Source organism: Flavobacterium silvaticum, assembly GCF_012911565.1.
GTDB classification, from domain to species: Bacteria; Bacteroidota; Bacteroidia; order Flavobacteriales; family Flavobacteriaceae; genus Flavobacterium; species Flavobacterium silvaticum.
This window is the reverse complement of sequence record NZ_JAAMPU010000107.1, coordinates 442,361-469,221: the sequence shown is the minus strand read 5'-3', so window position 1 is coordinate 469,221 and position 26,861 is coordinate 442,361. Positions and strand designations below refer to the sequence as shown.

Genomic DNA, 26,861 nt, shown 5'->3' with positions numbered 1-26,861 from the left:
GTTTTTTGAAGTATATTTCGGCTGCCCGCTATTAGTTTTGTCGGCAAATTGTATTTTTCAAGACTTCTCCTGGCTTTTGCTTAGCACTATTCGCATTGCCCGGGTTTTTAATCGCCCTCATAAACCAGCAAAATATCGACTTTACCTGCCAAAAGCTAGCCGCACGTACCTATAGCTATAGGTACGTGCGGCTAGGCTTCGAAAATTTCAGGAACTTTCCTCATGCCTTAGCGTATTCGTGGCAAAAAAAATATAAAATGACCCGTCCCTTCAAAAGATGCGAAGCATGATCTTCGTCTTCGATAAAATAAAAAACTTTGCGTCTTCGGGTCTTAGTGTCTAATTTTGGGCAAAGCGAAAAACAATAAACCAAATGAAATACGCCCGTCTCACCAAAGAGCAATTCGAAGCCCTACATACAGAATTCATAAATTTCCTGGCGACGCAATCCATCGACAAAAACGAGTGGGATACTATCAAAACCAATCAGCCCCAAATAGCGGAACAGGAACTCGATGTATTCAGCGACTTAATTTGGGAAGGCGTATTGTCTCAGGCTCAATTCCTCGAACATTTCTCCAAAAGCCATGGCTTTCTTTTTAATTGCGATGAGGCCGAAATGCATTCCATAGTCTTGCATTGCCCGGATCCGAAAGTCGATTTACTGACGATAGAAGGAATGAAATACCTCGGAGACAATTTATTCACCGATGCCATTGAAATCCGTATCGGGACAAAAATCTTTTCAGGTGATAGGAATGCCGATATTTTTGGTTTGATTCAACAAGGTGCCATTTTAAGCGACGGAGAATTTTATCGCCAGTTAAAAAACGTAATGGATTCCTAACCATTGTTTTCAAAGTATTCGAAAGCGTCGATAATATCGAGGTAAACACCATCGAAACCGCTTGATTTGATCCTCGATAAATAAGAGTCGGCCGATCCGAAAATATACTGTTGCCAATTTTCGTCCCAGTAACGGACTTTGAAATTTCCGGGCCAATCCGGATTTTCAGCAGCAAGCCATGACGGAGGCGATGTTGTCCAGCCTGTATCCCAATAATATCTGTAATCTTCCGCTTCTCCAATCGACATATAACAAATCACGAGACGCTTTCCGCCGTTGGCTTTGTATTTCAATTGATTTACATCCGTAGCCGTCAATTGTTCCCCATCGTAAAATAAATCGATGATTATGGCATCGTAATTCGTCGAAGCCACCGTAGAGACAAATTCGGCTTTGGAAGAAAAACCTTCGGGGTTGGCAAAGAAAGTAAAGTTTTTTGCCAGTGAAAGAGATGTAATGTCAACCGTATTCTCATTGTGGATGTCAGTTGTTGGAATCACATTCAGCGCGCGTTCAGGAGCGGCATAAGAAATATATCCAGCCGATGCATTCTGGTTGTACGAATCAGTCATTTTGGAAGGTGTGGAGCAATAATCGGTAACCAGGATCGTCTTTCCTGCCTGTCTTGAAATATCCAGGAAATGACGAAGATATGCATTGGTTTCGGTTGGTGTTGCCTGGTCGTCAGTGTCATATCCGTAGAAAAGATCTTCCTGTCCATTGCCATCTATGGCGTTGAGGTAAGCGGAATCCGGCGAGCCATTTTCTTCACCGTTTTGGGTGACCAATTCGATTCCGTTTTGGGGAATGACGATAAAACCCGGATTGTCTGCTTTTGCATTCTGGCTGATCGAAACCACGAAATCCCGCATCAGCTGTTTGTAATTTTGTCCGTCAGTTGAATTATTGCCTGAAGAATCATCGGAATCCGAACACGAAAAAAACGGTATAAAAAGCAGGAGAAGAAGTATCTTTTTCATAAATCGCATTTTATCAGATAACAACATTCCGACAGATTTATTTTAACCGGCAGATTTCAAAAATTGGCTAAATTGCAAAGGCCAACAAAAATTGCAATGGACATCCAACAAACCATTTTCGCACTGCGCGACGAACTTGAACATCACAATTACAATTACTACGTTCTCGATAACCCGACGATTTCAGATTTTGAATTCGACCAGAAGTTAAAGCAGCTTCAGCAATTGGAATCGGATCATCCTGAATTTTTCGATGAAAATTCCCCATCGCAACGTGTCGGCGGCGGACTCACCAAGAATTTTGAAACCGTCGTCCATGAAAGGCGAATGTATTCTCTCGATAATTCCTATTCAAAAGATGAAGTAGTCGAATGGGAAAAACGAATCAAACGAGCACTTGGTGAAATTCCTATCGTTTACACGTGTGAACTTAAATACGACGGCGCTTCAATCAGCATCACTTATGAAAACGGCGAAATCTCAAAAGCCGTAACCCGGGGCGATGGTTTCCAGGGCGACAACGTAACGCGGAATATCAAAACCATAAAATCGGTACCGCTGAAACTAAAAGGCGATTATCCTGATAAGTTCGATATAAGAGGCGAAATCATATTGCCGCTTGCCGGTTTTGAAAAAATGAATGCCGCTTTAATCGAAATAGGAGAGACGCCTTATGCAAATCCAAGGAATACGGCATCGGGAAGCCTCAAGTTACAGGATAGTGCCGAAGTCTCAAAACGTCCGCTTGATTGTTTGTTGTACAATATAGCCGCAGACCGGCTTCCGTTCCGAACCCAATTCGAAAGCCTTGAAGCAGCAAGAGGTTGGGGTTTCAAAGTACCGAAAGAAACACAGCTTTGTACCGGTTTGGATCAGGTTTTCGAATTCGTCGATTATTGGGAAACACACAGGCACAACCTTCCGTATGAAACAGACGGTGTGGTAATCAAAGTAAATGAATTCCAATACCAGGACGAACTCGGTTACACGGCAAAATCACCACGATGGGCCGTCGCCTATAAATACAAGGCCGAACAGGTTTCGACCCGCCTGAATTCCATTTCCTACCAGGTAGGCCGAACCGGAGCCATTACGCCTGTCGCGAATCTGGAGCCGGTTTCACTTGCCGGAACAATCGTCAAACGTGCGTCCCTGCACAATGCTGACCAGATTGAGAAACTCGATATAAGGCTTGGTGATGAAGTTTTTGTAGAAAAAGGAGGCGAGATCATTCCTAAAATCATCGCTGTCGATTTGTCCAAGCGTCCTGCAAATGCAGAACCTGTCGTCTATCTGACGCATTGTCCGGAATGCGGAACCGAGCTCGTCCGGTCTGAGGGTGAAGCCCAGCATTACTGCCCGAATTTTTACGGTTGTCCGTCTCAGATCATCGGGCGCATCCAGCATTATATTTCACGGAAGGCAATGGATATCGAAGGCCTTGGTGGCGAAACCGTCGCATTACTTTTCAATAATGGCCTCGTTCACAATTACGCCGATTTATATGAGTTGACAGTCGGTCAGGTGATTCCGCTTGAGAGAATGGCGCAAAAATCTGCGGAAAACCTGATCAACGGAATCGAAAAGTCCAAATCGATACCGTTTGAAAATGTGTTGTTTGCCCTTGGAATCAGGTACGTTGGTGAAACGGTCGCAAAAAAACTGGCCAGGCATTATAAATCCATCGAAGCCATTTCCCACGCATCATTGATGGATTTGATCCTTGTAGATGAAATAGGGGAGCGGATCGCCCAAAGTGTAGTATCGTTTTTTGAAAATCCCCAAAACCTGGAAATCATCAAGAGGCTTAAAAATTACGGAGTCCAACTCGAAATACGGGAACGCATCAATCCGAATGCGACCAATAAATTGGAAGGCAAGAGCTTTGTCGTATCGGGCGTATTTGAACATTTCTCACGTGACGGAATCAAGATCGCGATTGAAGATAACGGAGGAAAAGTTGTCGGCTCCATATCGGCCAAAACAGATTACGTGATTGCAGGCGATAATATGGGGCCTGCGAAATTGGAGAAAGCTACAAAGCTGAATATTCCAATCCTGTCTGAGACCGATTTCCAAAATATGATTTCATGAGGGCAAGAAAACCCGCATTATGGCTTTATTTCTCTGCTTGTATCCTTACGGTACTTGCCGGATTTTTGAATGATGATGTACTGATGACCATCGCAAAACCGGTCATAATTCCAGCCATTTTGTTTTATTATTTGTCGGCGAAAAAAGAACCGTTCAATATTTGGTATGGGGTTTTCCTGTTATTGACGTTCATTGGCGATACGTTAGTCCTGATGCATTTCCAGAATGAAATTCTTGTGATCATGCTGCCTTATGTACTGTCTTATGCGCTGTTGTTGGTTTTTATGGGGCGCGATGTGGCCCGATTGAAATTCAGGTGGGGCGGATTTGCCATGGCTACATTCGTTTTCTTTTTAATCGTTGCTATCGCCTACACACTTATATCGTTCTTAGATCCAGGTAGGTCCGGGCTTGTCCTTCCGGTTGCCGGTTATGGTGTGGTCCTTGGAATTCAGTGCGCTATGGCTGCCTACCATTTTCACGGCAGTTCATCGAATATGTCTTTTTATATGGCAATGACGGCTTTATTTAACTGTGTGTCAGATATTTTCTATGTGTTGTTTACGCTGATATTATCCGTCAAACACTATTTGGGTGTCGATTTAGCACTCCAGGTTTTTTCATATTATTTTGTGATTAAATATTTCATTTTTAGAAAAAGGTGATTTAAAAATTATTAATTTTAATTTATTTTTAACACTTACCTAATCGCCAGTAAATGAATTCAGATGTAAGAAGTAAGGCGGTGTATTGGACCACGGTCATCTATTTTTTTATCGGGATAGTTGAAGTGATTGCGGAATTATTTGCGTACAAACCGCTTATCTACGTTTTCAAACCGCTATTGCCTTTTACGCTGATGGCAATTTATTTCCTGGCTTCGGAAAGACGCAGTTGGTTGTATTTTGTCATTATGACGCTTTCATTGCTGACGAACCTGTTATTTATACCCTCAACGATCACAACCCTGAATTACGGTCTTGAAGTTTTTCTCATCCACAGGGTATTCATTATAATTTATTTGATTTTGCTGCTTAAAATCAGGGATTTCATTCCGACGATTATTGCGACGATCCCTTTCCTTATCGTATTTTTCTATCTTTTTATGGTGACGGAAGTACCGGAAAGCAGTTTCTTGTTACTCATCATGCAGAATCTGATGATTTCCATTTTTTGCGGAATCGCCTTTTCCCACTATATCATGAATGACAGCAAGCGCAATTCGTGGTTGTTACTCAGCGGGATTCTTTTCGGGTCGCTCCAGTTCATCGTATTCGTCGAAAAATTCTATCTATCGGAATATTCACCTATCATTTTCCGGCCGATTGCAATGGGGCTTAACGTGTTTGCGTTCTACACGTTTTATGAATTCGTTATTTCTACCGAAAAATCAGACGATAATGCTTCGTCCGTGAACTGATTTCTTCCCTTTTTCAAAAAACACATCGATGCGTCCGAGGTTTACGCCATAACATCCGGTCTGGTTGATGACGACATCGTGGCCTTCGAGATTTTTCACGATCGACGGTTTTTCGAGGAACGTATGTGTATGTCCGCCGATTATCAAATCAATTCCGCTTGTCTGTGCGGCAAGTTTAATATCTGATATTTTTGCCGGCTCGTTTATGTAGTCATATCCCAAATGTGAAAGACAAATAATGAAATCGCATTTCTGGTTCGTTTTGAGTTCCGATACCATTTCTTTAGCCACTCCAAGTGGGTCGATGTAAACCGTCTGACCGTAATTTTTCGGATCGACCAAACCTTCGAAAGCAACTCCAAGACCGAATACCCCAATCTTTATCCCGTGTCTTTTGAAGATATGATATGGTGGGATCAAATCTTTCAATATCGTTTTTGAAAAATCGTAATTCGCGCTGACGAACCCAAAATCTGCGTGGGGCATTTGTTTGTAAAATCCTTCGACACCATTGTCGAAATCATGGTTTCCGAGCGTGCCGAGATCGTATTTCATCATACTCATAAGCTTCATTTCAAGTTCGCCCCCGTAATAATTGAAATACGGCGTTCCCTGGAAAATATCGCCTGCATCGAACAACAGCACGTTCGGTTGTTCCGCCCGGATTTGCTCTATGATTGCCGCTCGCCTGGCCACGCCGCCTTTTCCGGGAAATTTCGGATGATCCATTGGGAACGGATCGATATAACTATGGACGTCATTCGTATGAAGTATCGTCAGTTGTTTTGGTGCCTCGGTGAATGATTCCAATGAAAGCCCGCCCAAAGTAAGCGCGGCAGAACCGGCAATCGAACGTTGTAAAAAATCCCGTCTTTTCATAGTATCAGTTTATCAGGTGGACACGTTCCGAAGCATCGGGAACAATCGTATCGTTCTTTTCGAAATAATCGATAAGCACATTGCGCAGTTTGTAATCGAGATCGTATTTGGCGACCGCTTTTTTGAAAAACAACATATTGTCGCCTCCGTTATACAAGTAATCGCTTGTAGCGACCGTATAATTCCGGTTATTATCGAAAGGAACAGATCCGATAAATACATTTTCAGGTTTGCCGTCTTTGATGTCGAAATGAATCCCGGCAATTGGGTGTGGCTTTTTTTCAGAAGCAAAGTATTCCAGTAATTCCTGTACTTGCTGTCCTTTTAGTTCGACCACGATCAGATTGTTATCGAATGGCATGATTTCATAAGCCACGCGCGTCGTTACATTTCCTTTTGGGATGATGGAACGCACGCCGCCAGCATTCAGCAGGCAAAAATCAACCGTCTTGTTTTCTCTTTTGGACAACAGGAAGCGGGCCGATTCAAGCGTCATGTCTGCAAATAAATTCCCGATTGGCGTTTGCAGCTTGCCGGATTTGTCAATGGTTTGGGGCGCGAAAGCCAAAACCGTATTCATATCGGCATCGATCTTATCCCGATATGGTTTGATGAATTTATCTATTTCGGAAGAACTTCCCGCCTTTTCAGTAACCGCAAAATTGCTTCCTTTTATTTGGGTAACAGAACTGCTGCAGCCAGAAAGTATGCAACAAGAAGCAAATGTTAAGAATAAAACAAAACGCCTAAGCACCACGTTATAGTTTTTTAAGTTTGCCGCGGTAGTCAAATACGTAATCTCTTACCTTTGCGGAGGCCATAAAATTAGGATGTTTTTAAATTACCTGAAGGGCGTTGTTGCGAAAAAAATCGTTAAAAAACGGTTATCTGATTCCTATGCTGCCCAAACGGTGGATAAGATTCGGATTATAGGTATTTTAACCGATGAAGTTTTTGCAGACAAATTGCCGCAGTTGATTTCTGAATTGACCAGATACGGTATCGAACAGGCAAACATCAGGTCTTTGGTACTGGTTTCAAAAGCGACTGCCGATGTTGGTTTTCCGGCTTATTCCATAAAAGACCTGAATTGGAACGGGACGTTGGATTCAGAAAATTCGCAGCCTATATTGAGCCCGCATCTTGATTTACTTATCAATTATTACGTTGATGAGAAGGCCTCGCTGATTGCAGCATCGGAAACGTCGAAAGCCAGGTTCAAAGTCGGTTTTGCTTCGGTAGATAAAAGACTGAATCATCTGATAATCGATTCGCCAATTGAAAATCCATCGCTTTTTGTGTCGGAATTGTTCCGATATTTGAAGATACTTAATAGAATTTGATATGAAATCCCTTATCGGAACAGGCGTAGCGCTTGTCACTCCATTTAAAGCCGACGGTTCTGTAGACCACGAAGCACTCGCCCGAATCGTCGAATTCCAGATTGACGGCAACATCGATTATCTCGTGGTTTTGGGAACTACGGGGGAGCCTGCCACGTTGACTTCGGAAGAGAAAGAAGCGGTCATCAAAACGATCGTATCCGCGAATACCGGAAGGTTGCCTTTGGTGCTGGGTGTCGGCGGAAACAATACGGCATCGATCGTAAACGAATTGAAATCGCGCGACTTCTCTGCATTTACGGCCATACTTTCAGTTTCACCGTATTACAACAAACCGACTCAGGAAGGAATCTATCAACACTTCAAGGCCATTGCCCAGGTGTCTCCTGTTCCTGTAATTCTGTATAATGTTCCGGGACGTACGGCAAGTAATATGCTTCCGGCAACGGTCCTCAAACTGGCAAAGGAATTCAAAAATATAATTGGTATTAAAGAAGCTGCAGGTGATATTGTCCAGGCCATGAAACTGATCCAGGGAAAACCGGACGGATTTTTAGTGATTTCAGGAGACGATATGGTGACCTTGCCTATGGTTCTGGCTGGCGGAAGTGGTGTGATTTCGGTCATTGCAGAAGGTTTTCCGGCTTTGTTTTCAGAAATGGTCCGTCTCGGATTGCAACGCCGCGTAGATGAAGCCTATGAATTGCATTACAAAATCGCCGATGCCATCGACATGATTTTCGAACAGGGAAACCCGGCCGGCATCAAAGAAGTATTCAAATCACTCGGGCTTAGCACGAATGTGGTCCGGTTGCCGTTGGTCAGCGCCGATGCAGACCTTGCAAACCGCTTGGATTCGTTTACAAAAAAGCTCCAATCACAGGTTTCTGAGAAGGCAATCTGATACGTGTAAATAAAATTTTGACTTACTGAATTAATAACTAAATTTGCGGTTGGTTTTTGGGAATGCCCAAACCCGCTGAAAATGAGAAATCCCCGAAGCTTTAGAATGAAAAGATTCGCATGCCTGTTACTGATTGCCGTGTTTACTGTCTCTTGCAGTGAATATCAAAAAGCCCTTAAGTCGGAAGACATGGGGCTTAAATATACTGCTGCCGAGAAAAAATACGACAAAGGTAAATACACCAAAGCAATCCGTTTGTTCGAGCAAATGGCCCCGAATTACAAGGGAAAGCCGCAAGCAGAAAAAATGTTTTACATGTTTGCCCAATCCTATTACAAAAGCGAGCAGTACTATTTGGCAGGTTATCAATTCGAGAGTTTTGTGGCGAGTTACCCGAAAAGTGAAAAGGCAGAAGAAGCTGCATTTTTATCAGCCAAAAGTTACGCACAGCTTGCCCCGGTTTATGACCTTGACCAGGTTGACACGAATAAGGCGCTTGATAAATTCCAGGCATTTTTGGACAAATATCCAAATTCGACCTACATCAAAGAAGCCAATGAATCGGTAAAAGCGCTTCAGGAGAAATTAGAAAAGAAGGCTTACGAAATTGCCAAAAATTACCATAAGATATCGGATTTCAAATCGGCAATCGTCGCTTTCGATAATTTCATGATTGATTATCCGGGATCGAAATTCAAAGAAGGCGCGTTGTTTTATAAGTTGGATGCCATGTACAAATTGGCAATCAATAGCGTACCTTCCAAAATGGAAGAACGACTAAATAATGCAAAAGCAGCCTATTCGAGCCTGATGAAATTCAATTCAGGAACCGAATACAAAAAAGACGCCGACGAAATGATGGCGAAAATAGAGAACGACTTAAAACAATTTTCCAAATAAATTGACCATGGATTTAAAGAAGACGAATGCACCGGTAAATACCATTACCTACAACAAGAGCCAGATAGAGGAATCTACAGGTAACATTTACGAGGCAATCACGATTATGGCAAAACGCGCCAACCAGATCAATTCTGAAATCAAGAAAGAACTTACCGAGAAACTGGAGGAGTTCGCCACGTACAACGACAGCCTGGAGGAAATCTTTGAAAACAAAGAGCAGATCGAAGTTTCCAAATTCTATGAAAAACTTCCAAAGCCACACGCATTGGCGGTTCAGGAATGGCTTGATGACAAGATTTATCACCGCGATACAACCAAATAAGAGGCATGTCTGTCTTAAACGGTAAAAAAATACTGCTTGGTGTTTCCGGCGGTATTGCCGCTTACAAGACCGCCTGGCTCGTCCGGTTATTTATAAAGGCAGGTGCCGAGGTTCGTGTAGTCATGACCCCGGCAGCTGCCGATTTTATTACGCCTCTTACGTTATCGACACTTTCCAAACATCGCGTCTATACGTCTTTTTATGAAGAAGACGATCCTGGAAAAGAGTGGAACAACCATGTCGATCTCGGGCTTTGGGCAGATATCATGGTCATAGCTCCGGCAACAGCCAATACACTTTCCAAAATGTCGGGTGGCACGGCCGATAATTTTCTGATGGCGGCTTATTTGTCGGCAAAATGCCCGGTTTATGTGGCACCTGCGATGGATCTGGATATGTACCGACATCCGTCAACACTGGAAAGTCTTTCCAAATTGCAACAATTCGGGAATTATATCATTCCTGCTGAGTCGGGAGAACTCGCCAGCGGATTGAGTGGTGAAGGAAGAATGGCAGAACCGGAAAACATCGTCGCTTTCATTGAAGCCGAAATCTCAGCAAAACTTCCGCTCAAAGGAAAAAAGATACTCGTTACGGCAGGCCCGACATACGAAGCTATCGATCCCGTGCGTTTCATAGGGAATCATTCTTCGGGCAAAATGGGTTACGATATTGCGAAAACTGCAGCGCAAATGGGAGCAAAGGTCATCCTTGTTTCCGGGCCGACGCATCTTTCTGTTTCAGATTCCAATATCGAAACCGTCCGAGTTATCTCGGCAGCTCAAATGTACAAGGCATGCCATGAACATTTCGGTTCCTGTGATGCGGCCATCGCAGCTGCGGCTGTTGCCGATTACCGTCCGAAATTCCCAGCAGACCAGAAAATAAAAAAGACACAGGCGGAATTCAGCATCGAACTGGAAAAAACGGTCGATATACTGTCGTCGCTCGGTGCTGTAAAAGCAAATCAGTTCCTGATCGGCTTTGCTCTCGAAACCGAAAATGAAATAGAAAATGCCGAGGCCAAAATCAGGAAAAAAAACTTAGATTTGATCGTACTCAATTCGCTTCGGGATGAAGGAGCCGGATTCGGGCATGATACGAATAAAGTGACGTTCATCGATTCAGGATTCAATCGTGAAGTCCATGGGCTGAAGACCAAGCAAGAGGTCGCGGCTGACATAATCAATAAGGTAATTGCTCATTATGCGTAATATATTTTGGTCATTATTCCTGTTTACAGGGCTTTCATTGCAGGCACAGGAACTTAACTGTACCGTTTCCATCAATGCCGACCAGGCAGGATTGACAAATAACCAAGTGTTCAAGACACTTGAAAATTCTATCAGTGATTTTGTCAACCGTACGGACTGGACGGGACAAGGCTTCAACCAAAACGAGCGCATATCGTGCTCCATGTATATAACCGTAACGAGTTACAGCAACAACCAGTTTGCAGCCAGTATACAGGTTCAGTCGGCGCGTCCGGTGTTCGATTCTACATATTCTTCGCCGGTTTTCAATTTCAACGACAAGGATTTCAATTTCGATTATACCGAATTTCAGAACCTGATATTCAATCCGGGCACTTTTGATTCTAACCTCGTGTCTGTACTGGCCTTTTACAGTTTTATCATGATTGGGATAGATGCCGATACTTTTTCTCCCAACGGAGGCCAGTCGTATTTTGAAAATGCCCAGGATATTGCCAATGCAGCTTCAAATACAAATTATAAGGGTTGGAAACAATCTGACGGAAACCAGAACCGGTATTTCCTGATAAACGACTTACTTTCCAGTACGTATAGTGCTTTCCACGACACCATGTACGAGTATCACCGCAATGGTCTCGATAAAATGTCAATCGATCCAAAGGCTGCAAAAGAAGCAATCGCCGCATCTATGGAGACGTTGGCAAAGGTGAATGCCGCGCGGCCGAATGCATTCCTGACACGGGTTTTCTTCGACTCGAAATCAGACGAGCTGGTATCGATATATTCCGGCGGCCCCAGTATTCCCATTGCACCTCTTATTGACAGGCTCAACAAACTTTCCCCTTTGAATTCCAGTAAATGGTCGGGGATAAAAATGTAGATAACTCCTTTTGTTGCCTGTAGCTTTTTTAACTGCCTTTTTTTTAGTTTTATACGCCATGATCACACAGCTCAGCATTTCCAATTTTGCACTGATAGATAAATTGTCGCTTGAACTCAAGCCCGGGTTTTCTATCATTACGGGTGAAACCGGTGCCGGAAAATCCATTTTGCTTGGTGCTTTAGGGCTTGTTTTGGGTAAACGCGCTGATTTGTCTTCTATGAAAGATGAAACGGAAAAGTGTGTCATCGAAGCTCATTTCAATATCAAAAAATACGGCCTCAACTCTTTTTTTGAAAGTGCCGATCTCGATTACGATGACAATACCATCATTCGGCGTGAAATATTGCCGACCGGAAAATCCCGTGCTTTTATAAATGACAGTCCGGTGAATTTGCAACAGATGCAGGAATTGGGGGAGAAATTGGTCGACATCCATTCCCAGCACCAGACCTTGTCGCTTTCCGACGATGCGTATCAGTTTGAATTACTCGATGCTTTTGCCGGAAATGTGATTTTGCGCCAGCAGTTTTCCGGGCTTTTGGTTTCGTTCCGGAACAAATCAAAAAAGCTTCGCGATCTACAGCAACAATTGGCCGAACGACAGAAAGAGCAAGGCTATCACGAATTCCTGCTAGAAGAATTGAATGCGGCCAATTTAAAAGAAGACGAACAGCAAATCCTGGAACAGACTTTATCTGAACTCAGCCATGCCGAAACCATACAGGAAAACCTCGAACGCGCTTCCGCCTTGATCGATTCAGATGAATTCGGGTTGCGGAATACACTGTCGGAAGTTAAACAATCGATTCAGAAAATAGCCGGTTATTCAGAACAATACCAGTCGTTTAACGACCGTATTGAAAGTGTTCGCATCGAAATTTCCGACATAGCATCGGAGTTGGACCGGTGCAGCCAGCGCATCGTAAAAGATTCGGCAGAAATGGAGCGTGTTGGAAACCGGTTGCAGGTAATCATGGATTTGCAGAAGAAGCATCAGGTTTCTACCGTATCGGAACTCATCGGCATACAACAACAACTTTCGGAACAGACACAATCGACCGAAGAACTTCTGTCTGTAATAAACCGGCTTGAAAATGAAAATCAGCAATTGTCAATTGAACTTGAAAACCTGGCTGCGTCACTTCATCAAAAAAGAATCGGCTCATCTGAAGAATTGAGCCAACAATTGATAACTATATTGCAACAATTGGGGATGCCCGATGCGCGTTTTTTCATCGATTTGAAACCATCGGAACAGCTTAATGATTTTGGGAAGGACAGTATTGAATTGTTGTTTTCGGCCAATAAAGGAATCGGGTTCCAACCACTCAGAAAAGTTGCCTCAGGCGGTGAATTGTCGCGTATCATGCTTGCCGTCAAGGCTACACTTGCCAGATACAGCAATTTGCCCACGCTGATTTTTGATGAGATTGATACGGGCGTTTCGGGGGAAATCGCGCACAAGATGGCGGAGATCATGAAAGAGATGAGTGCCCATATGCAGCTTATTTCCATTACGCATTTGCCTCAGATTGCGGCCAAAGGCGATTATCATTACAAAGTATTCAAGTTGGTTTCAGATGGACAGACGAGTTCACAAATCCGGTTGCTTTCAGCCGATGATCGTGTGAATGAAATCGCTCAAATGTTATCTGGTTCCGAGCTTTCAGATTCGGCCATTAATCATGCAAGGGCTTTGCTCAACTAAAAAATCCAAGCTATATTTGTTAAGGAAATTTTACTTCTTTTTATGATCATACAACCTAGAATGAGAGGCTTCATCTGCCTCACGGCCCATCCGGACGGAGCTGCGCAGAATGTACGCGAACAAATAGATTACGTTACATCGAACGGAAACATAGACGGCCCTAAAAAAGTACTTGTCATTGGCGCTTCGACTGGCTTCGGGCTTGCTTCGAGGATTACGGCGGCGTTTGGATCAGGTGCAGCCACGATTGGTGTTTTCTTTGAAAAAGAACCATCTGAAGGAAAAACCGCATCACCAGGCTGGTACAATACTGCGGCGTTTGAAAAATTTGCCCATGAAAAAGGATTGTATGCCAAAAGTATCAATGGCGATGCTTTTTCCGATGAAATCAAGCAGCAGACAATCGACCTGATAAAAAAAGACCTCGGTCAGGTTGACCAGATTATTTACAGTTTGGCTTCTCCGGTTCGTTTGCATCCGAAAACGGGTATTTTGCATCGGTCGGCACTAAAACCAATCGGCCAGACGTATACCAATAAAACGGTTGATTTCCACACCGGAAAAGTCTCTGAGGTTTCCATCGCACCTGCCGAACAGGAAGATATAGATAATACGGTAGTGGTCATGGGCGGAGAAGATTGGGAAATGTGGATCGATGCATTGCAGGCCGCCGGTGTTTTGGCAGAAGGCGTGACTACGATCGCTTATTCGTACATTGGGCCGGAAGTTACCGAAGCGGTTTACAGAAAAGGAACGATCGGGCGTGCGAAAGACAACCTTGAAGCCAGTGCATTTACCATTACGGATAAATTGAAACCGCTGAACGGAAAAGGGTATGTATCGGTCAACAAAGCGCTGGTGACACAGGCCAGTTCAGCAATTCCAGTAATCCCGCTTTATATTTCGCTGCTTTTTAAAGTGATGAAAGATGCCGGGACGCATGAAGGTACAATAGAACAAATTGACCGTTTGTATCGCGAAAGATTATATACAGGAGGAGAAGTTCCTGTAGATGAAAAAGGCCGCATTCGCATAGACGATTATGAAATGGATCCGGCAATACAGGCTAAAGTTGCCGAATTATGGCAAAAAGCTGATACCGAAACGCTCCCGGAACTGGGCGATCTTAAAGGATACAGCCATGAATTCCATAAGCTTTTCGGATTTGAGATGGGCGGTGTCGATTATGACAAGGAAGCCAATGAAATGGTTGCCATCGAGAGCATTAAATAAAACTTTTTACTTACTGAAAATCAACCATCTTTCGGGATGGTTTTTTTATGGAATAATATGTACTTTAGGCAGCAAAATACACGTAACCCATGACAAAAAAACTACTCGCATTCTTATTTTTATTTTGTGTTTCCGAAGGCTTTTGCCAGGTCGCCTCACAGTATCAATTTTTGGCCAGCACCGAGGCATACACACAGGTTGGTGGCATTTCTTCAACAGTTGAGGGTGATGACAGCAGTCAGGAAATTACCCTTACAGGATTCAATTTCCCATACGCCGGGACAACGTATAGTTTATTCAGTATCAGTACGAATGGACTTATCCGTTTGGGGCAGGCCATGAATGGCGCGGCTTTCAATAACGACTATTTCAACACGGACGACCAGGCTCCGGCCATTGCCGTTTTTTGGGACGATCATAATCGCAATACCGGAACTATTTCATACACGGTAACCGGTGTAGCGCCAAATCGTAAACTTGACATCGGTTGGGATAATATCGTGGTTTCCAGCGGAGGCGGCGTGAATGGAAATGTGGGCTCTTTTAAGGTTCGGTTGAGCGAAACGACCGGTGTCATTGAAATGTGGTATGGAACAATCACTACAGCCGATCCTTCTTCCGCATCAGTCGGTATAAACGATGCCGGTTCTTATCTCAGTGTGATTCCGGGAACAACACCTACAGTTTCTTCGACTGTCTCTACAATGATCACATCCGGGGCAAACCTGACAGGTCGTAAATTCACCTTTACGCCTCCGGCTCCGTGTAGCGGACAACCGGATGGCGGAACAACGGTTGCCTCTGCGAATCCGGTATGTCTTGGCGTTCCCGTGACATTATCCGTAGAAGGAAATACGGCATCAATCGGAATCAGCTATTTGTGGCAATCGTCTGAAAATGGTGTCGATTATGCAGACCTGACAGGAGAAACATCAAACTTGTATACCACGTTTCAATTTGCCGATACCTATTATCGTTGCAAGATTTCCTGTGGTAGTCAATTTGCCTTCAGCGAACCGATTCAGGTAGAAATGAATGCAGCTGCGAATTGTTATTGCCAGCCGACATATGATAATGGTAAAACAGATGGCGATCTTATATCAAATATTGTCATTCCGGGAACGACACTTTCAAACAATACAGGGACTGAACCGATAAACCCCTATTACACCTACTTTACAGGACAGCCAAACTACACCGCCGAACTTAACGTAGGCGGGAATTACACACTTCAGGTTACGGTAGGTTCTTACGGGCAGCAACATCATACCGCATGGATAGATTATAACGATGACGGATTTTTTGCCGAAGAAGAACGACTTGGCGGGGTTGATGATGTCGATTCATTTCAAACTGGAAGCCTGAACTTCACCGTAAGTTGCGACGCGATGCCGGGTGTTCACAGAATGCGCGTCCGTGATGCCTGGAATACAGATTCATTCAGCATAGATCCTTGCGGGAATTACGGATATGGAGAAACGGAAGATTATGACATCACGATTTTGGAACAAGTAGGTTGTGCTGCGCCTACCGGGCTTGGCGTTTCTGCGTTCAGCTCAACAAGTGCCATATTGGTTTGGGCTGCAGGTTGTGGTCAGACACAATGGAATGTGGTCCTGCTTCCTGCTGGTGCTGCTTTTTCTGAAGAAGATGCTATGTCGGATGTCAATAGTTCTTTATTGATCAATGATCTTGAGCCGGCAACGTCTTATGATTTTTATGTGCAGGGAATGTGCAATGGAGATGTCTGGAGCGACTATTCGGCCGTATTCACTTTTACGACTGCTCCTGCGGCTGTGGCCAATGACGATTGCAGCACTGCGTTTCCACTTGAAGTAGGTGCTACGTTTGCTGAATTTGCAGTTACCGCTACTAATGAAGGTGCTACAAAAACCATTGGCGAGCCAAACGTAAGCTGTGCCCAGTTCAATTTTGGTGGCGATGTGTGGTTCTCTGCAGAAGTACCGGCCAGCGGAAGTATCACGATACAGACCCAATCTGCGGAAGGTTCTGATTTGAGCGATACCGGAATGGCTGTATATACCGGAACATGCGGTGGCGGCCTTATCAGTTTAGGATGTAATGATGATAGTGGAATTTTGGGTATGGAAGGTTTTTCCAGTCTGACATTCGCAGGACTTACACCGGGAACTCTTCTTCACGTGCGGGTTTGGGAATATGCAAACGATGTTGTCGGGACTTTCCGTGTAGGTGCATTTGACCCGACGCTCGGAACTGCCGATGCCGTTCAGCAATTGTTTTCCGTAACTCCCAATCCGGTCAAAAATATACTGTCTTTACAAACTTCAGAGCCTATAGATTCAGTTGAGATTTTCAATACGCTCGGCCAAAAAGTAACAGCACATTTTACACCGGACTGGCATTCAGCCGATACGGCATCACTTTCTGCCGGGGTTTATCTGCTCAGGATAAAAAGTGGTTCGCAGTATATAACCAAGCGATTCATAAAAGAGTAAAATCTTAATAATACAATATCAAACCATCCGTGAAGGATGGTTTTTTTATGCCCGTTTTCGGCTTATATTTGTTAAAATTTGAGTTATGTTATTTTCGGTTATCGTTCCTGTGTACAATCGTCCCGAAGAAATACGGGAGTTTTTGGAGAGCCTGCTGCTCCAGGATTTCGATAAGCCGTTCGAGGTCGTGATCGTGGAAGATGGCTCTACGTTTCCGTGTTGGTCTGTCGTCCAGAAGTATTTTGACAGGCTGAAAATTTCGTATTACAACAAAACCAATTCAGGCCCGGGTGATTCACGTAACTTCGGGATGAAAAAGGCAGAAGGAGATTACTTCCTGATTTTCGATTCAGATTGTATCATTCCACCACATTACCTCAAAACGGTCAGTGAAGAATTAGCTACACATTATGTGGATTGTTTTGGTGGCCCCGATGCTGCCTTGCCAAGTTTTTCAAATGTACAGAAAGCGATAAATTTCGCCATGACATCTATTGTGACAACGGGCGGAATCCGCGGTGGATCAGAGAAATTATCACGGTTCCAGCCACGCAGTTTCAATATGGGGCTGTCTAAGGTCGCTTTTGAAAAATCAGGCGGATTCGGTAACATACACCCAGGAGAAGATCCGGATCTTTCCATCAGGCTTTGGAAAATGGGAATTGAGACAAGGCTTTTTCCATCGGCATTCGTCTATCACAAAAGACGTATCGATTGGGGCAAGTTCTACAAACAGGTCAATAAATTCGGTAAGGCCAGGCCGATACTGGATTCCTGGTATCCGGAATTTTCAAAAGTGACGTATTGGATGCCCTCTTTGTTTTTGATAGGAGTTTTGGCATCGGTAGTATTGTTCTTCCTTGGATTTCCATATCTGCTTTATGCGACGATCAGCTATTTTATGATTGCCCTTTTGATTGCCATACTTTCGACTAAAAGCCTTACGATTGGAGTGCTTGCAATAATTGCCATATCGATTCAGTTTTATGGTTACGGCACCGGCTTTTTGAAGTCGTATATCAACGTCCGGGTCTTGAAAAAAAGGCCTCATGAAGTATTTCCCGAATTATTTTTTAAATCGACATGACAAAGATTATAGGGTTGACAGGTGGAATCGGCAGCGGAAAATCAACCGTGGCGCTGTACTTTGAAGAAAACGATATCCCGGTTTATTATGCCGATGAAAAGGCTAAAGAAGTCACACGGCGACCTGATATTTTAAGCCGCATCGAACATTCTTTTGGCGCATCGGTCATTTCCGGCACTTCACTTGACCGGAAAAAACTCGCGGCCATAGTTTTTAATTCGCCTGAAAAACTGGAACAACTTAACGGCATCATTCATCCGGCGGTTCGTCAGGATTTCGCCAAGTGGCTTAGTCAGCACGAACAGTATCCTATAGTTGTGCGTGAAGCGGCAATTCTTTTTGAAAGCGGTTCTTACAAAGATTGTGATGCCATCATTACGGTTACTGCATCTGTCGAAAGCAAAATCCAAAGAGTAATGAAACGCGATTCGATTACGCGTGAATCTGTCCTGGCACGAATGAAAAATCAATGGGACGATGACAGGAAAGCTGCCCTAAGCGATTATGTCATTTTAAATGAAGATTTGGAAAAGACACGCACGCAATTCGACGAAATCTTAAAATCACTGAAAAATCTTTAATAAATCAGTACTCTGTTAATGTTTGGTTAATGCTTTAAATGACTAAATGTTAAAATGTTAAATTTGTGAATAATGAATAAGTTGTTCTTTCGGGTGCTGGTGGGGCTTATGAGCCTGTCTCTCATAGGGATAATACTCGTTCAGGTCTACTGGTTCAATACCTCGTTCAAAAATAACGACGAGCAGTTTCGCTTCCACGTGAAGCAGGTAATGAGTAATGTTGCCGAACAGCTTGAAAAGAAGGAATACAACGCATTCGTTGGTCAGGCCAAACATGTTTATGACAGTACCGGAAAAATGCCGGGGAACAAAGATTTCCTCGAAACGTATTATTTCCAGAGAGATAGGCGCACAAACGAGACCATAATTTATTCCAATAATATTTTTGCCGAAGATTACAAGATTACCCCATCGTTCTTTGATAAATTACCCGATAGTGTGAAATTGCAAAGTTTCTCTGGTAAACGTACCACTGAGATTTACAACGGGCGAAAGGTAGATGACGGTTCTGTAAGACGTCAGATAAATCCGGATATCAAAATAGAGAAATCCGGCCCTTTGGATGAATTCAATGAATTGCAGTTTGTCCAGATGTATAAGGATCTCTCAAAACTGCAACCCATTGAACAGCGTATCCCAGCCGATAGCCTCAATCATTTGCTTAAGCGCGAACTCGAACAATTTGGTGTAAAGACACCTTTTGAATTCGGTGTTTACGGCAATGGATTGGCAACAAAAGTCAAATCTGAGAATTTCGTATTTGATAAAAAGGACACGTATTCCATTCCGATTTTCAGTGATGAAGACGGGAATTACAAGTATCAGTTACTCGCCAGTTTCCCTCAAAAGAAGAAGTTCCTGTTTTCGGAACTTATCGGAATCACAATTTTGTCAATCGTATTTACACTCATCATCATCATTGCCTATTCAAGTGCATTGAACCAGTTGATCAAGCAGCGTCAGATATCGGAGATCAAAACCGACTTCATCAACAATATGACACATGAATTCAAGACGCCTATTGCAACCATCAACCTTGCACTAGATGCCATCAAGAATCCTAAGGTCATTGAGAACCAGGAAATGGTGAAACGCTATCTGCAAATGATACGCGATGAAAATAAACGGATGCACGCCCAGGTCGAAAATGTCCTCAGGATTTCAAAACTCGAGAAAAAAGAGCTTGACATTGCTAAGGAATCAACCGACCTGAACGAAATAATCGAGGAAGCGATAGAACATGTCAGTCTTATTGTCGAAGACAGGCAAGGTAGTATCGATGCAGATTTAAAAGCAGTCAGGTCAACGGTCTTGCTCAACGATGTACACTTTACGAACGTTATCGTGAACATCTTGGAGAACGCTGTAAAATATACGCCGGGCATTCCTGAAATTCTGGTTACAACCGAAAACGTCAAAGATTTCGTAATTGTAAAAGTAAAGGACAACGGAATTGGGATGAGTAAAGCGACGCAGAAAAAAATATTCGAGAAATTCTACCGCGAACACACGGGAGACATACATAATGTAAAAGGACATGGGCTCGGCCTGGCTTATGTCAAACGGATCGTAGACGATCACAACGGCCAAATATTTGTTGAAAGTGAAAAGGGAAAGGGAAGTACCTTCATCATAAAACTACCATTAATCAATTAAGCTAAAACTATGGAAACCGAAAATAAGAAGATCCTCCTGGTCGAAGACGATCAGAATTTTGGCGCCATCCTCAAAGACTATCTTACACTCAATGATTTTGACGTGACGCTTGCCAAAAACGGAATGGAGGGCTTCGAAAAGTTTAAAAAAGATACCTACGACCTTTGCATCCTTGACGTGATGATGCCGTATAAAGACGGTTACACGCTGGCTAAGGAAATCCGTGAAAAGAATAAAGATGTGCCGATTATTTTCCTTACGGCCAAATCCATGAAGGAAGACGTGCTCAAAGGCTACAAAGTTGGAGCAGACGATTACCTGAACAAACCGTTCGATTCAGAAGTATTGCTGATGAAAATCAAGGCCATCATCCAACGCAAATCTGCCGATGTCAAGAACGATCACGTGCGTTTCGAGTTCCAGATAGGTAATTTCCACCTAAACTCAAAATTGCGTTTCCTGACGTTCAAGAACGAAGAGCCGATCAAATTGTCTCCTAAGGAGAATGAACTTTTAAAAATGCTTGTGCTTCACGAAAACGATTTGATGCCAAGGGAATTAGCCCTGACAAAAATCTGGAGAGACGATAATTACTTCACGTCACGAAGCATGGACGTTTACATCGCGAAGCTTAGAAAATACCTCAAGCCGGACGAAGATGTTGAAATCCTGAACATCCACGGCGAAGGTTTCCGATTGGTCGTCAAGAATAAAACAGAGAAATAATAAAAATCCCCGATCATGAGTCGGGGATTTTTTTTGGATTGACTTTTCAAAGTTTTCAATCTCCGTAATATTTAACCTTGTAATCCAATTGCGTAAGGCTGTCGAGGCTAATGAAGAAACGCTTGTCGTAAATATTCTGTTCCCTTATAGTCGGCCATCCGTATAAATCGACAGTCGATTTTTTAAAGATAAGAAGATCCAGTTTTTTGCCGTCGGAGAAATTTATATCAGCGAAATGTTCTTCCTGTAATTCGTCAATTGAAACGGTTCTGCCAGGTTCTGTCGTTAAATCGGCAGGCATGATGGAATCGGTCGCATAATTCTCGTACAGATAGAGCATTTCACCGGAATGATTGTAAAAAACATAGTTCCTGTCCAAATCATCATCGCAGGTAAATGCCATAAGCAATAATGCCGCTCCAGCGCAAACAAATAATGCTACCCGTTTCAAAAGATTAGTTTTTGCTTTCATTTCCTGAAGTTTTTGTGCGGGGTTTGAAATCGATCTGTACTCCGAAATAAAATTGGAAATCCCTGAAGTCACTGTAATAATTTTTGACGTCACTGCGGGTTTCGACGCTTATTTTGCCATACTGATATGCGCTTCCGGCTATGAGGGAAAATTTTCTTCCAAAGCCATATGAAAGCAAGAACCCGCCTTTGATATCGCTTGCGCCAGGCTCTTCCCAGTCATTGAAAATAAGTCCTATACCCGCTGAAACTTCAGGGTAAACTTTAATGCGTTTGGAAATGGGTATTTCATAACGCAACATAGGGCCGCCAGACATATACGTATTGCTTTTTTCCGAACCGTCATATCGTTGCTTTCCGGTAAAATTTATCCCTCCGATTCCCAATCCAAGCTGGAATTTGCGATACTCGAGCAAATAAACTGATACAAACCCGCCGCCTCCGTCATTGTTTTCCCGATTGATATAGTTGTCGCCAACAGCTAATGGGAAAGCAAGATTCGCCCGAAATATAGGCCTGAAGTGTATTTTTTCATCTTGTGCATGACTTGCAAAGGCCACAATCAAGAGCATAGCAGAACATAAATGTCTCATATCAATAGTCCAGATTGTAGGTTATATCAGAATCGGGAATAGACACATTGACGGTCAATTCCTGTATTGTTCCTAAGTTTTGTATCAGATAATGCACGGTGACATTGCTGTTTTTTAAAACCGTGTAGCGCGTCCGGAAGTAATAGTCATCCGTAATACTTGGTTCCGGGTGCCAGTCTACAGATTCCGGGATAACGTCTCCAATAACCCAAACGGAAAGTATCGAAGCTTCGGAAATGCTATGGGGTATGATTTGTAATGTTACCGATTCAGCCTTTTTATACAGAACATAATTTTCAGGCGAAAAGGTATAATTAGAAAAATCGCCGTGCTGCAGACCTGTTATCTGATGCTCCAGATAGACCTCATTTTCAAGGAATGAAACAGCATATTCCTTGTCTTCCAATTCAGGGAATACCAATTGTACGTTGCCGTTTTCATCGGTGATTCCGTGTACAAGAGCGTCTTCGTAAGATCCGTCTGAAGAACTGACACTAACATTTATTCCGCTGGCCGCGCTTGCATCAGAATTGACCAGATGTAATTGAACTATCAGTAATTCAGCACTGACAGAATCACTGGTACATGAGGAAAGAAACAAAACAGTCAGGATAAAAAGGATGTGTTTCATGTCGTATTAATTTATTAAGATTAAATTTGAATCTCGACGGCAAAACACGGTTTTTGGTTGCGTAAAATGCAGCCTGTTATTTTTCTTTCAGATTCAGATCTATTGATTTCAACATCCTCCTCAATCAAAACCTCACTCATGAAATTCATGTCCAAAGCCTTGATTTTTCCCGATAAAACGATTTCCGAAGGTTCCATGTCAAGGCACCATTCCAGGTATTTTACATTATTTACATGGTTGACGATGTCGATGTCAGACATGACCACTTTTTTCGTTCCTACGGAATTCATATCGACAGGAAGCTCAATACGCCTGACCCGTTCTTCGGTTGAAAACCTGTCATTGAATTTCTCAAAGTGTTCATGAGGCAGAGCCAACGCTTCCGGCCGACGCGATTTTGTATTGAAAACCGCCCAGAATGTTTCGCACCCAACAAATTTCTTATCATTGCAATACAACTCAAGTGCCCGAACCGATCGCGAATTTTCAAGGTTGACGATCCATGTTTTTACGACCACTTTGTCTTTCCAGCGTGGCAATCGGTCAATCTCAATCCGCATACGGCTCATGACCCAAGCCTGGTCGAATTCCTGCATGTCAGAAAAACTGATGCCGCCCATTTCGGCATGTTCACCGGCGGCAAGCTGAAGAATGTTGCACAAATCGGTATATCGTAAAAAACCGTTCGGATAACATTCGGTGAAGTTTATGGTGTGTTGGGTTTCTAAAACAGATGTGAATTCCGCTGAGATAGGCATAATTTGAATTTTTGTCGGGCAAGATACTTTATTGACCGTTCTTTTATGGATTCTGTATGTTGGAATCCGTTTTGTTGTCCTGCCAATCTTCTTTGGGATGATTCGGTCGTCCTTCAAACTGAAAACCCAGGCAGAATTGTAACTGACTCAAAGAGCCGTAGAAGTCACGTATCTCCGGATTGGCGGCAATTCTCATCTTACTGTAGATGTAATTGGCTCCGGTGTAAATTGAGAAGTATCTGGAAAATCGGTAATCGGCAAATAAACTTAGTCTAAATTCAGCACCTTCCTGATTACTGACACGCTCACCTGAATACGTCTGTTTAATCTTGGCATAGCCCAATCCAGCTTCGGGCCAAATCGAAGCGTACTTATGCACAGGCAGCTCATAAGAAACAAAAGGATACAATCCCCAATAATTGGAATGCCGGAAATTCCCTGCAAGCGCTCTATCCGTTACAAGATATTGAGTATAATGATAACCGGCGCCAATATGAAAATTGTAAATACTTACAAAGCTCATATTGATTCCAATACCCGGATTTTCACGGTGTGCTTTTGCCAATGTATTATTTCCCGTGGCCAATGGGTAAAAAACATATGCGCGCAATAATGGATCTGCATGAATATCTTTTTTCCACGCTTTTTCTTTTTTTTCCTGACCAAAAGCCGATATAAAAAACAGAACCGCTAAAAGTGTAGTTATCTTTTTCATAAGGCTAATAATTAAGGACGTATTGCACATCTTCGGTTCCTATTTCAACCGTTTGTTCATGCCTTGTAAGCGCTCCGTTCAAATTTGTAATGTATTTGATAAGGATAGAACTGTTTTTGGCGACCTGAAAATCGGAATAGTAATACGAATTGGAATCGAAGTCGGATTCAGGCATACTATACGCTATGTTGCCACTATGAGGCCCTTCTATAGTCAGCCAAAACAGCTGCTGGTTTGAAACAGGTACCGATTCGATAGAGAGTGTTACCGTTTCTTCAGCACGTAAAAGCGTCAGTGCTGAAACGGGAACTTTATAGTCAACACAATCGCTTTCCTTGATTAACGTATAGGATGTTTGCTCGAATTCATCATCTCCTTCAAAATTCAGCGCATAGACCGAAGCGTAGTTTTCCCGAACCGGAAACACCAATCGTATATTTCCGTTGCTATCTGTATTTCCGTACGTAATGAGGTCGCTGTCGCCGCCTATATAGTAATCGCTGCCATCATCGGCAAAAATTTCCATATGCTTTCCGGCTAATGAATTTCCCTGCTGATCCGTTACGTGTAAATCCAGAAGAATACGTTTTTCTGCATCATATCGATCCTGGCATGATACAAGGCCCAAAAGGAGTAGAGCCGAAATATATCTATTCATTGGTTTTGGTTTTACTAATGACGCAGAAAAGAAAAAAGGTTGTGTTAGGAAATTGTTTGTAGTATGAATTTTACAATTTCTTCATCAAGTCCGATATCGAACCAATTCACATCCGGATTTTTGCGAAACCACGTCAACTGGCGTTTGGCAAAGCGTCGCGTATTTTTTTTGATTTCTTCTATGGCAGTTTCAAGTGACGTTTTTCCGTCGAAATAATCAAAAAGTTCTCTATAACCTACTGTCTGTAATGCATTGTAATTTCGGTACGGAAGCATCGATTCGGCTTCGGCCAGCAAGCCTTCACGCATCATAATGTCTACACGGGAATTGATTCTGTCATATAAAACATCCCGATTGGTGTCAAGGCCAATGACAATCGATTCGAAATTCCGGGTGTTTTTTTTGCGGTTGCGGAAAGAAGAATAGGGAAGGCCGGTTCCGATGCAGACTTCGAGTGCGCGCATCAAACGCTGCGGATTCTGCCTGTCGACCGATTGATAATACTCCGGATCTTTGCTCCCGACTTCATTCTGCAGCCATGAAATTCCGTGTTGCTCGAATTGTTTCGTTATTTCTTCTCTTATAACTTTATCTATCTCCGGAAATTCATCGAAACCTTTGAGTACCGCATCCACATATAATCCGGAACCGCCGACCATGATGGCGACATTGCGTTTTGTAAATAAATGGTCAAGTAGGGCAATTGCTTCCTTTTCAAAATCCCCAACCGAGTATTCGTCTGTAATTGATTTGTTGTGGATGAAATGATGTGTTGCCGCTGCCAGTTCTTCCGCATCGGGAACCGCAGTGCCAATTGTCATTTCCTTATAAAACTGACGCGAATCACACGACAGTATTTCGCAATCAAACTCATGTGCCAGTCTGATGCTAAGCGCGGTTTTCCCAATTGCGGTAGGGCCTACGATGGTTATGAGGTATTTTTTATCACTCATAAATTCAGCTTATATCCGCAATTGTAGCAATATATGGCATCATCGCGATGATGGTCGGCGTTGCAGTTGCGACAGCGTTGTGTGTTGAGGCTTGTAGGTTCGTTCTTTATCAGCTGCGCACTTATAAGACCGGTAGGAACGGCAATGATTCCATAACCCAAAATCATAATGATGGTTGAAATGAACTGACCCAAAGGAGTGACGGGCGTAATGTCCCCAAAACCGACGGTCGTAAGCGTGACGATTGTCCAGTAAACACTCATCGGAATGCTCGTAAATCCGCTTTCCGGGCCTTCGACAATATACATTATGGTTCCAAGGATAATGCACAATACAATGACCGAATAAAGGAAAACAGCAATTTTATTCCGGCTTTTCTTAAGCGCTTCCACCAATTGATTTCCGGCTCCGACGAAATGCACGAGTTTCAGTATACGGAAAATCCGAAGTAAACGTACAGCTCGCAATGCCACCAAAAAATGCGCCCCCGGATAAATCAGGTCAATATATCCCGGAAGCACCGACAGTAAATCGATGATACCGTAAAGACTCAGCGCATAGACCACCGGTTTTTTTACAGAGATCAGCCTGCCAAAATATTCAAGGGTAAAAAAAGCGGTAATGATCCATTCCGCAATTTGCAGTTCCTTTCCGTATCGATACTTGATCGGGACGACACTTTCAAGCATCACGGCCACGATACTCAATACAATCAGTGCCAGCAAAATCAAATCGAACAGTTTGCCGGCCCGTGTATCGGCTTCGTAGATTATGGTGTGAAGCCTGTACCGAAAACCTGTATTTGTGCCTTCCTGCTGCATACTT

Annotated in this window: 28 protein-coding genes; 17 read left to right on the top strand and 11 right to left on the bottom strand. The window is 43.2% G+C overall.

Annotated elements, in window-relative coordinates:
• Nucleotides 1-373: 373 nt before the first annotated feature.
• Nucleotides 374-847, top strand: a complete 474-nt coding sequence (locus G6047_RS13930) for a DUF6495 family protein (RefSeq protein WP_169528226.1) — start codon at nucleotides 374-376, stop codon at nucleotides 845-847.
• On the opposite strand, the gene G6047_RS13925 is transcribed toward G6047_RS13930, so the two are convergent.
• Nucleotides 844-1,827: an endo alpha-1,4 polygalactosaminidase gene (locus G6047_RS13925; RefSeq protein ID WP_235946552.1), complete on the bottom strand. Its 984-nt coding sequence runs from the start codon at nucleotides 1,825-1,827 to the stop codon at nucleotides 844-846. The genes G6047_RS13930 and G6047_RS13925 overlap by 4 nt on opposite strands.
• A 96-nt stretch (nucleotides 1,828-1,923) precedes the next feature.
• On the opposite strand from G6047_RS13925, the gene ligA reads away from it, so the two are divergent.
• From ligA to G6047_RS13910, 3 genes are read left to right on the top strand one after another with little or no spacing between them, the layout of a single operon-like run.
• Nucleotides 1,924-3,921, top strand: a complete 1,998-nt coding sequence (ligA, locus tag G6047_RS13920) for an NAD-dependent DNA ligase LigA (protein WP_169528225.1) — start codon at nucleotides 1,924-1,926, stop codon at nucleotides 3,919-3,921.
• On the top strand, nucleotides 3,918-4,586 hold the full coding sequence (locus G6047_RS13915) for a lysoplasmalogenase family protein (protein ID WP_169528224.1): 669 nt from the start codon (nucleotides 3,918-3,920) through the stop codon (nucleotides 4,584-4,586). Before ligA ends, G6047_RS13915 begins: the two co-directional genes overlap by 4 nt.
• A gap of 53 nt (nucleotides 4,587-4,639) precedes the next feature.
• Nucleotides 4,640-5,341, top strand: a complete 702-nt coding sequence (locus tag G6047_RS13910) for a hypothetical protein (protein WP_169528223.1) — start codon at nucleotides 4,640-4,642, stop codon at nucleotides 5,339-5,341.
• Here the strand turns inward: G6047_RS13910 and G6047_RS13905 are convergent.
• Together G6047_RS13905 and G6047_RS13900 are read right to left on the bottom strand one after the other, a co-directional pair.
• Entirely contained in the window at nucleotides 5,312-6,220 is a 909-nt protein-coding gene (locus tag G6047_RS13905) for a bifunctional metallophosphatase/5'-nucleotidase (RefSeq protein ID WP_169528222.1), read from the bottom strand. The genes G6047_RS13910 and G6047_RS13905 overlap by 30 nt on opposite strands.
• Before the next feature lie 4 nt (nucleotides 6,221-6,224).
• Nucleotides 6,225-6,974 (bottom strand): 5'-nucleotidase, encoded by a 750-nt coding sequence (locus G6047_RS13900; RefSeq protein WP_317168289.1) that lies wholly within the window; start codon nucleotides 6,972-6,974, stop codon nucleotides 6,225-6,227.
• Between the two features lie 76 nt (nucleotides 6,975-7,050).
• On the opposite strand from G6047_RS13900, the gene G6047_RS13895 reads away from it, so the two are divergent.
• The 13 genes from G6047_RS13895 to G6047_RS13835 all read left to right on the top strand — a co-directional run bounded on the left by G6047_RS13895 (nucleotide 7,051) and on the right by G6047_RS13835 (nucleotide 21,257).
• Entirely contained in the window at nucleotides 7,051-7,563 is a 513-nt protein-coding gene (locus G6047_RS13895) for a DUF6913 domain-containing protein (RefSeq protein WP_169528220.1), read from the top strand.
• A 1-nt stretch (nucleotide 7,564) separates the two neighbouring features.
• On the top strand, nucleotides 7,565-8,467 hold the full coding sequence (gene dapA, locus G6047_RS13890) for a 4-hydroxy-tetrahydrodipicolinate synthase (protein WP_169528219.1): 903 nt from the start codon (nucleotides 7,565-7,567) through the stop codon (nucleotides 8,465-8,467).
• 105 nt (nucleotides 8,468-8,572) lie between these two features.
• Entirely contained in the window at nucleotides 8,573-9,367 is a 795-nt protein-coding gene (locus tag G6047_RS13885; protein WP_169528218.1) for an outer membrane protein assembly factor BamD, read from the top strand.
• 7 nt (nucleotides 9,368-9,374) lie between these two features.
• Nucleotides 9,375-9,692, top strand: coding sequence for a DNA-directed RNA polymerase subunit omega (locus G6047_RS13880; protein ID WP_169528217.1), 318 nt, complete (start codon nucleotides 9,375-9,377; stop codon nucleotides 9,690-9,692).
• 5 nt (nucleotides 9,693-9,697) lie between these two features.
• Entirely contained in the window at nucleotides 9,698-10,906 is a 1,209-nt protein-coding gene (coaBC, locus tag G6047_RS13875; protein WP_169528216.1) for a bifunctional phosphopantothenoylcysteine decarboxylase/phosphopantothenate--cysteine ligase CoaBC, read from the top strand.
• A complete protein-coding gene (gene porD / locus G6047_RS13870; protein ID WP_169528215.1) occupies nucleotides 10,899-11,786 on the top strand; it encodes a type IX secretion system protein PorD in 888 nt (295 codons plus the stop codon). Before coaBC ends, porD begins: the two co-directional genes overlap by 8 nt.
• A 58-nt stretch (nucleotides 11,787-11,844) precedes the next feature.
• Nucleotides 11,845-13,497 (top strand): DNA repair protein RecN, encoded by a 1,653-nt coding sequence (recN, locus tag G6047_RS13865; RefSeq protein ID WP_169528214.1) that lies wholly within the window; start codon nucleotides 11,845-11,847, stop codon nucleotides 13,495-13,497.
• A gap of 42 nt (nucleotides 13,498-13,539) precedes the next feature.
• Entirely contained in the window at nucleotides 13,540-14,730 is a 1,191-nt protein-coding gene (fabV, locus tag G6047_RS13860) for an enoyl-ACP reductase FabV (RefSeq protein WP_169528213.1), read from the top strand.
• An 89-nt stretch (nucleotides 14,731-14,819) separates the two neighbouring features.
• Nucleotides 14,820-17,207: a GEVED domain-containing protein gene (locus G6047_RS13855; protein WP_169528212.1), complete on the top strand. Its 2,388-nt coding sequence runs from the start codon at nucleotides 14,820-14,822 to the stop codon at nucleotides 17,205-17,207.
• An 85-nt stretch (nucleotides 17,208-17,292) separates the two neighbouring features.
• The gene (locus G6047_RS13850; protein WP_169528211.1) at nucleotides 17,293-18,294 is read left to right on the top strand and encodes a glycosyltransferase; all 1,002 of its coding nucleotides are present in this window, start codon (nucleotides 17,293-17,295) and stop codon (nucleotides 18,292-18,294) included.
• A complete protein-coding gene (gene coaE, locus G6047_RS13845; RefSeq protein WP_169528210.1) occupies nucleotides 18,291-18,875 on the top strand; it encodes a dephospho-CoA kinase in 585 nt (194 codons plus the stop codon). Before G6047_RS13850 ends, coaE begins: the two co-directional genes overlap by 4 nt.
• Nucleotides 18,876-18,947: 72 nt before the next feature.
• Nucleotides 18,948-20,531 (top strand): sensor histidine kinase, encoded by a 1,584-nt coding sequence (locus G6047_RS13840; protein WP_169528209.1) that lies wholly within the window; start codon nucleotides 18,948-18,950, stop codon nucleotides 20,529-20,531.
• A gap of 9 nt (nucleotides 20,532-20,540) precedes the next feature.
• Nucleotides 20,541-21,257, top strand: coding sequence for a response regulator transcription factor (locus tag G6047_RS13835; RefSeq protein ID WP_169528208.1), 717 nt, complete (start codon nucleotides 20,541-20,543; stop codon nucleotides 21,255-21,257).
• Between the two features lie 55 nt (nucleotides 21,258-21,312).
• Here the strand turns inward: G6047_RS13835 and G6047_RS13830 are convergent, their stop codons facing one another.
• Genes G6047_RS13830 through G6047_RS13795 form a run of 8 tightly spaced genes read right to left on the bottom strand, consistent with a single transcriptional unit; the run spans nucleotide 21,313 to nucleotide 26,857 of the window.
• Nucleotides 21,313-21,729 carry a hypothetical protein gene (locus G6047_RS13830; protein ID WP_169528207.1) on the bottom strand — a complete coding sequence of 139 codons (417 nt, stop codon included), beginning with the start codon at nucleotides 21,727-21,729 and terminating at the stop codon, nucleotides 21,313-21,315.
• Complete coding sequence (locus G6047_RS13825) at nucleotides 21,713-22,321, bottom strand: porin family protein (protein WP_169528206.1); 609 nt, start codon at nucleotides 22,319-22,321, stop codon at nucleotides 21,713-21,715. The genes G6047_RS13830 and G6047_RS13825 overlap by 17 nt, the downstream gene beginning before the upstream one ends.
• 1 nt (nucleotide 22,322) lies before the next feature.
• Nucleotides 22,323-22,952: a putative periplasmic lipoprotein gene (locus G6047_RS13820; protein WP_169528205.1), complete on the bottom strand. Its 630-nt coding sequence runs from the start codon at nucleotides 22,950-22,952 to the stop codon at nucleotides 22,323-22,325.
• Between the two features lie 20 nt (nucleotides 22,953-22,972).
• A complete protein-coding gene (locus G6047_RS13815; RefSeq protein WP_169528204.1) occupies nucleotides 22,973-23,710 on the bottom strand; it encodes an acyl-[acyl-carrier-protein] thioesterase in 738 nt (245 codons plus the stop codon).
• Nucleotides 23,711-23,753: 43 nt separating this feature from the next.
• The gene (locus G6047_RS13810; protein WP_169528203.1) at nucleotides 23,754-24,425 is read right to left on the bottom strand and encodes a hypothetical protein; all 672 of its coding nucleotides are present in this window, start codon (nucleotides 24,423-24,425) and stop codon (nucleotides 23,754-23,756) included.
• A gap of 4 nt (nucleotides 24,426-24,429) precedes the next feature.
• On the bottom strand, nucleotides 24,430-25,083 hold the full coding sequence (locus G6047_RS13805) for a hypothetical protein (protein WP_169528202.1): 654 nt from the start codon (nucleotides 25,081-25,083) through the stop codon (nucleotides 24,430-24,432).
• Between the two features lie 44 nt (nucleotides 25,084-25,127).
• Nucleotides 25,128-26,036, bottom strand: a complete 909-nt coding sequence (gene miaA, locus G6047_RS13800) for a tRNA (adenosine(37)-N6)-dimethylallyltransferase MiaA (RefSeq protein ID WP_169528201.1) — start codon at nucleotides 26,034-26,036, stop codon at nucleotides 25,128-25,130.
• Nucleotides 26,033-26,857 carry an ion transporter gene (locus G6047_RS13795; RefSeq protein WP_169528200.1) on the bottom strand — a complete coding sequence of 275 codons (825 nt, stop codon included), beginning with the start codon at nucleotides 26,855-26,857 and terminating at the stop codon, nucleotides 26,033-26,035. The genes miaA and G6047_RS13795 overlap by 4 nt, the downstream gene beginning before the upstream one ends.
• Between the last annotated feature and the right edge of the window lie 4 nt (nucleotides 26,858-26,861).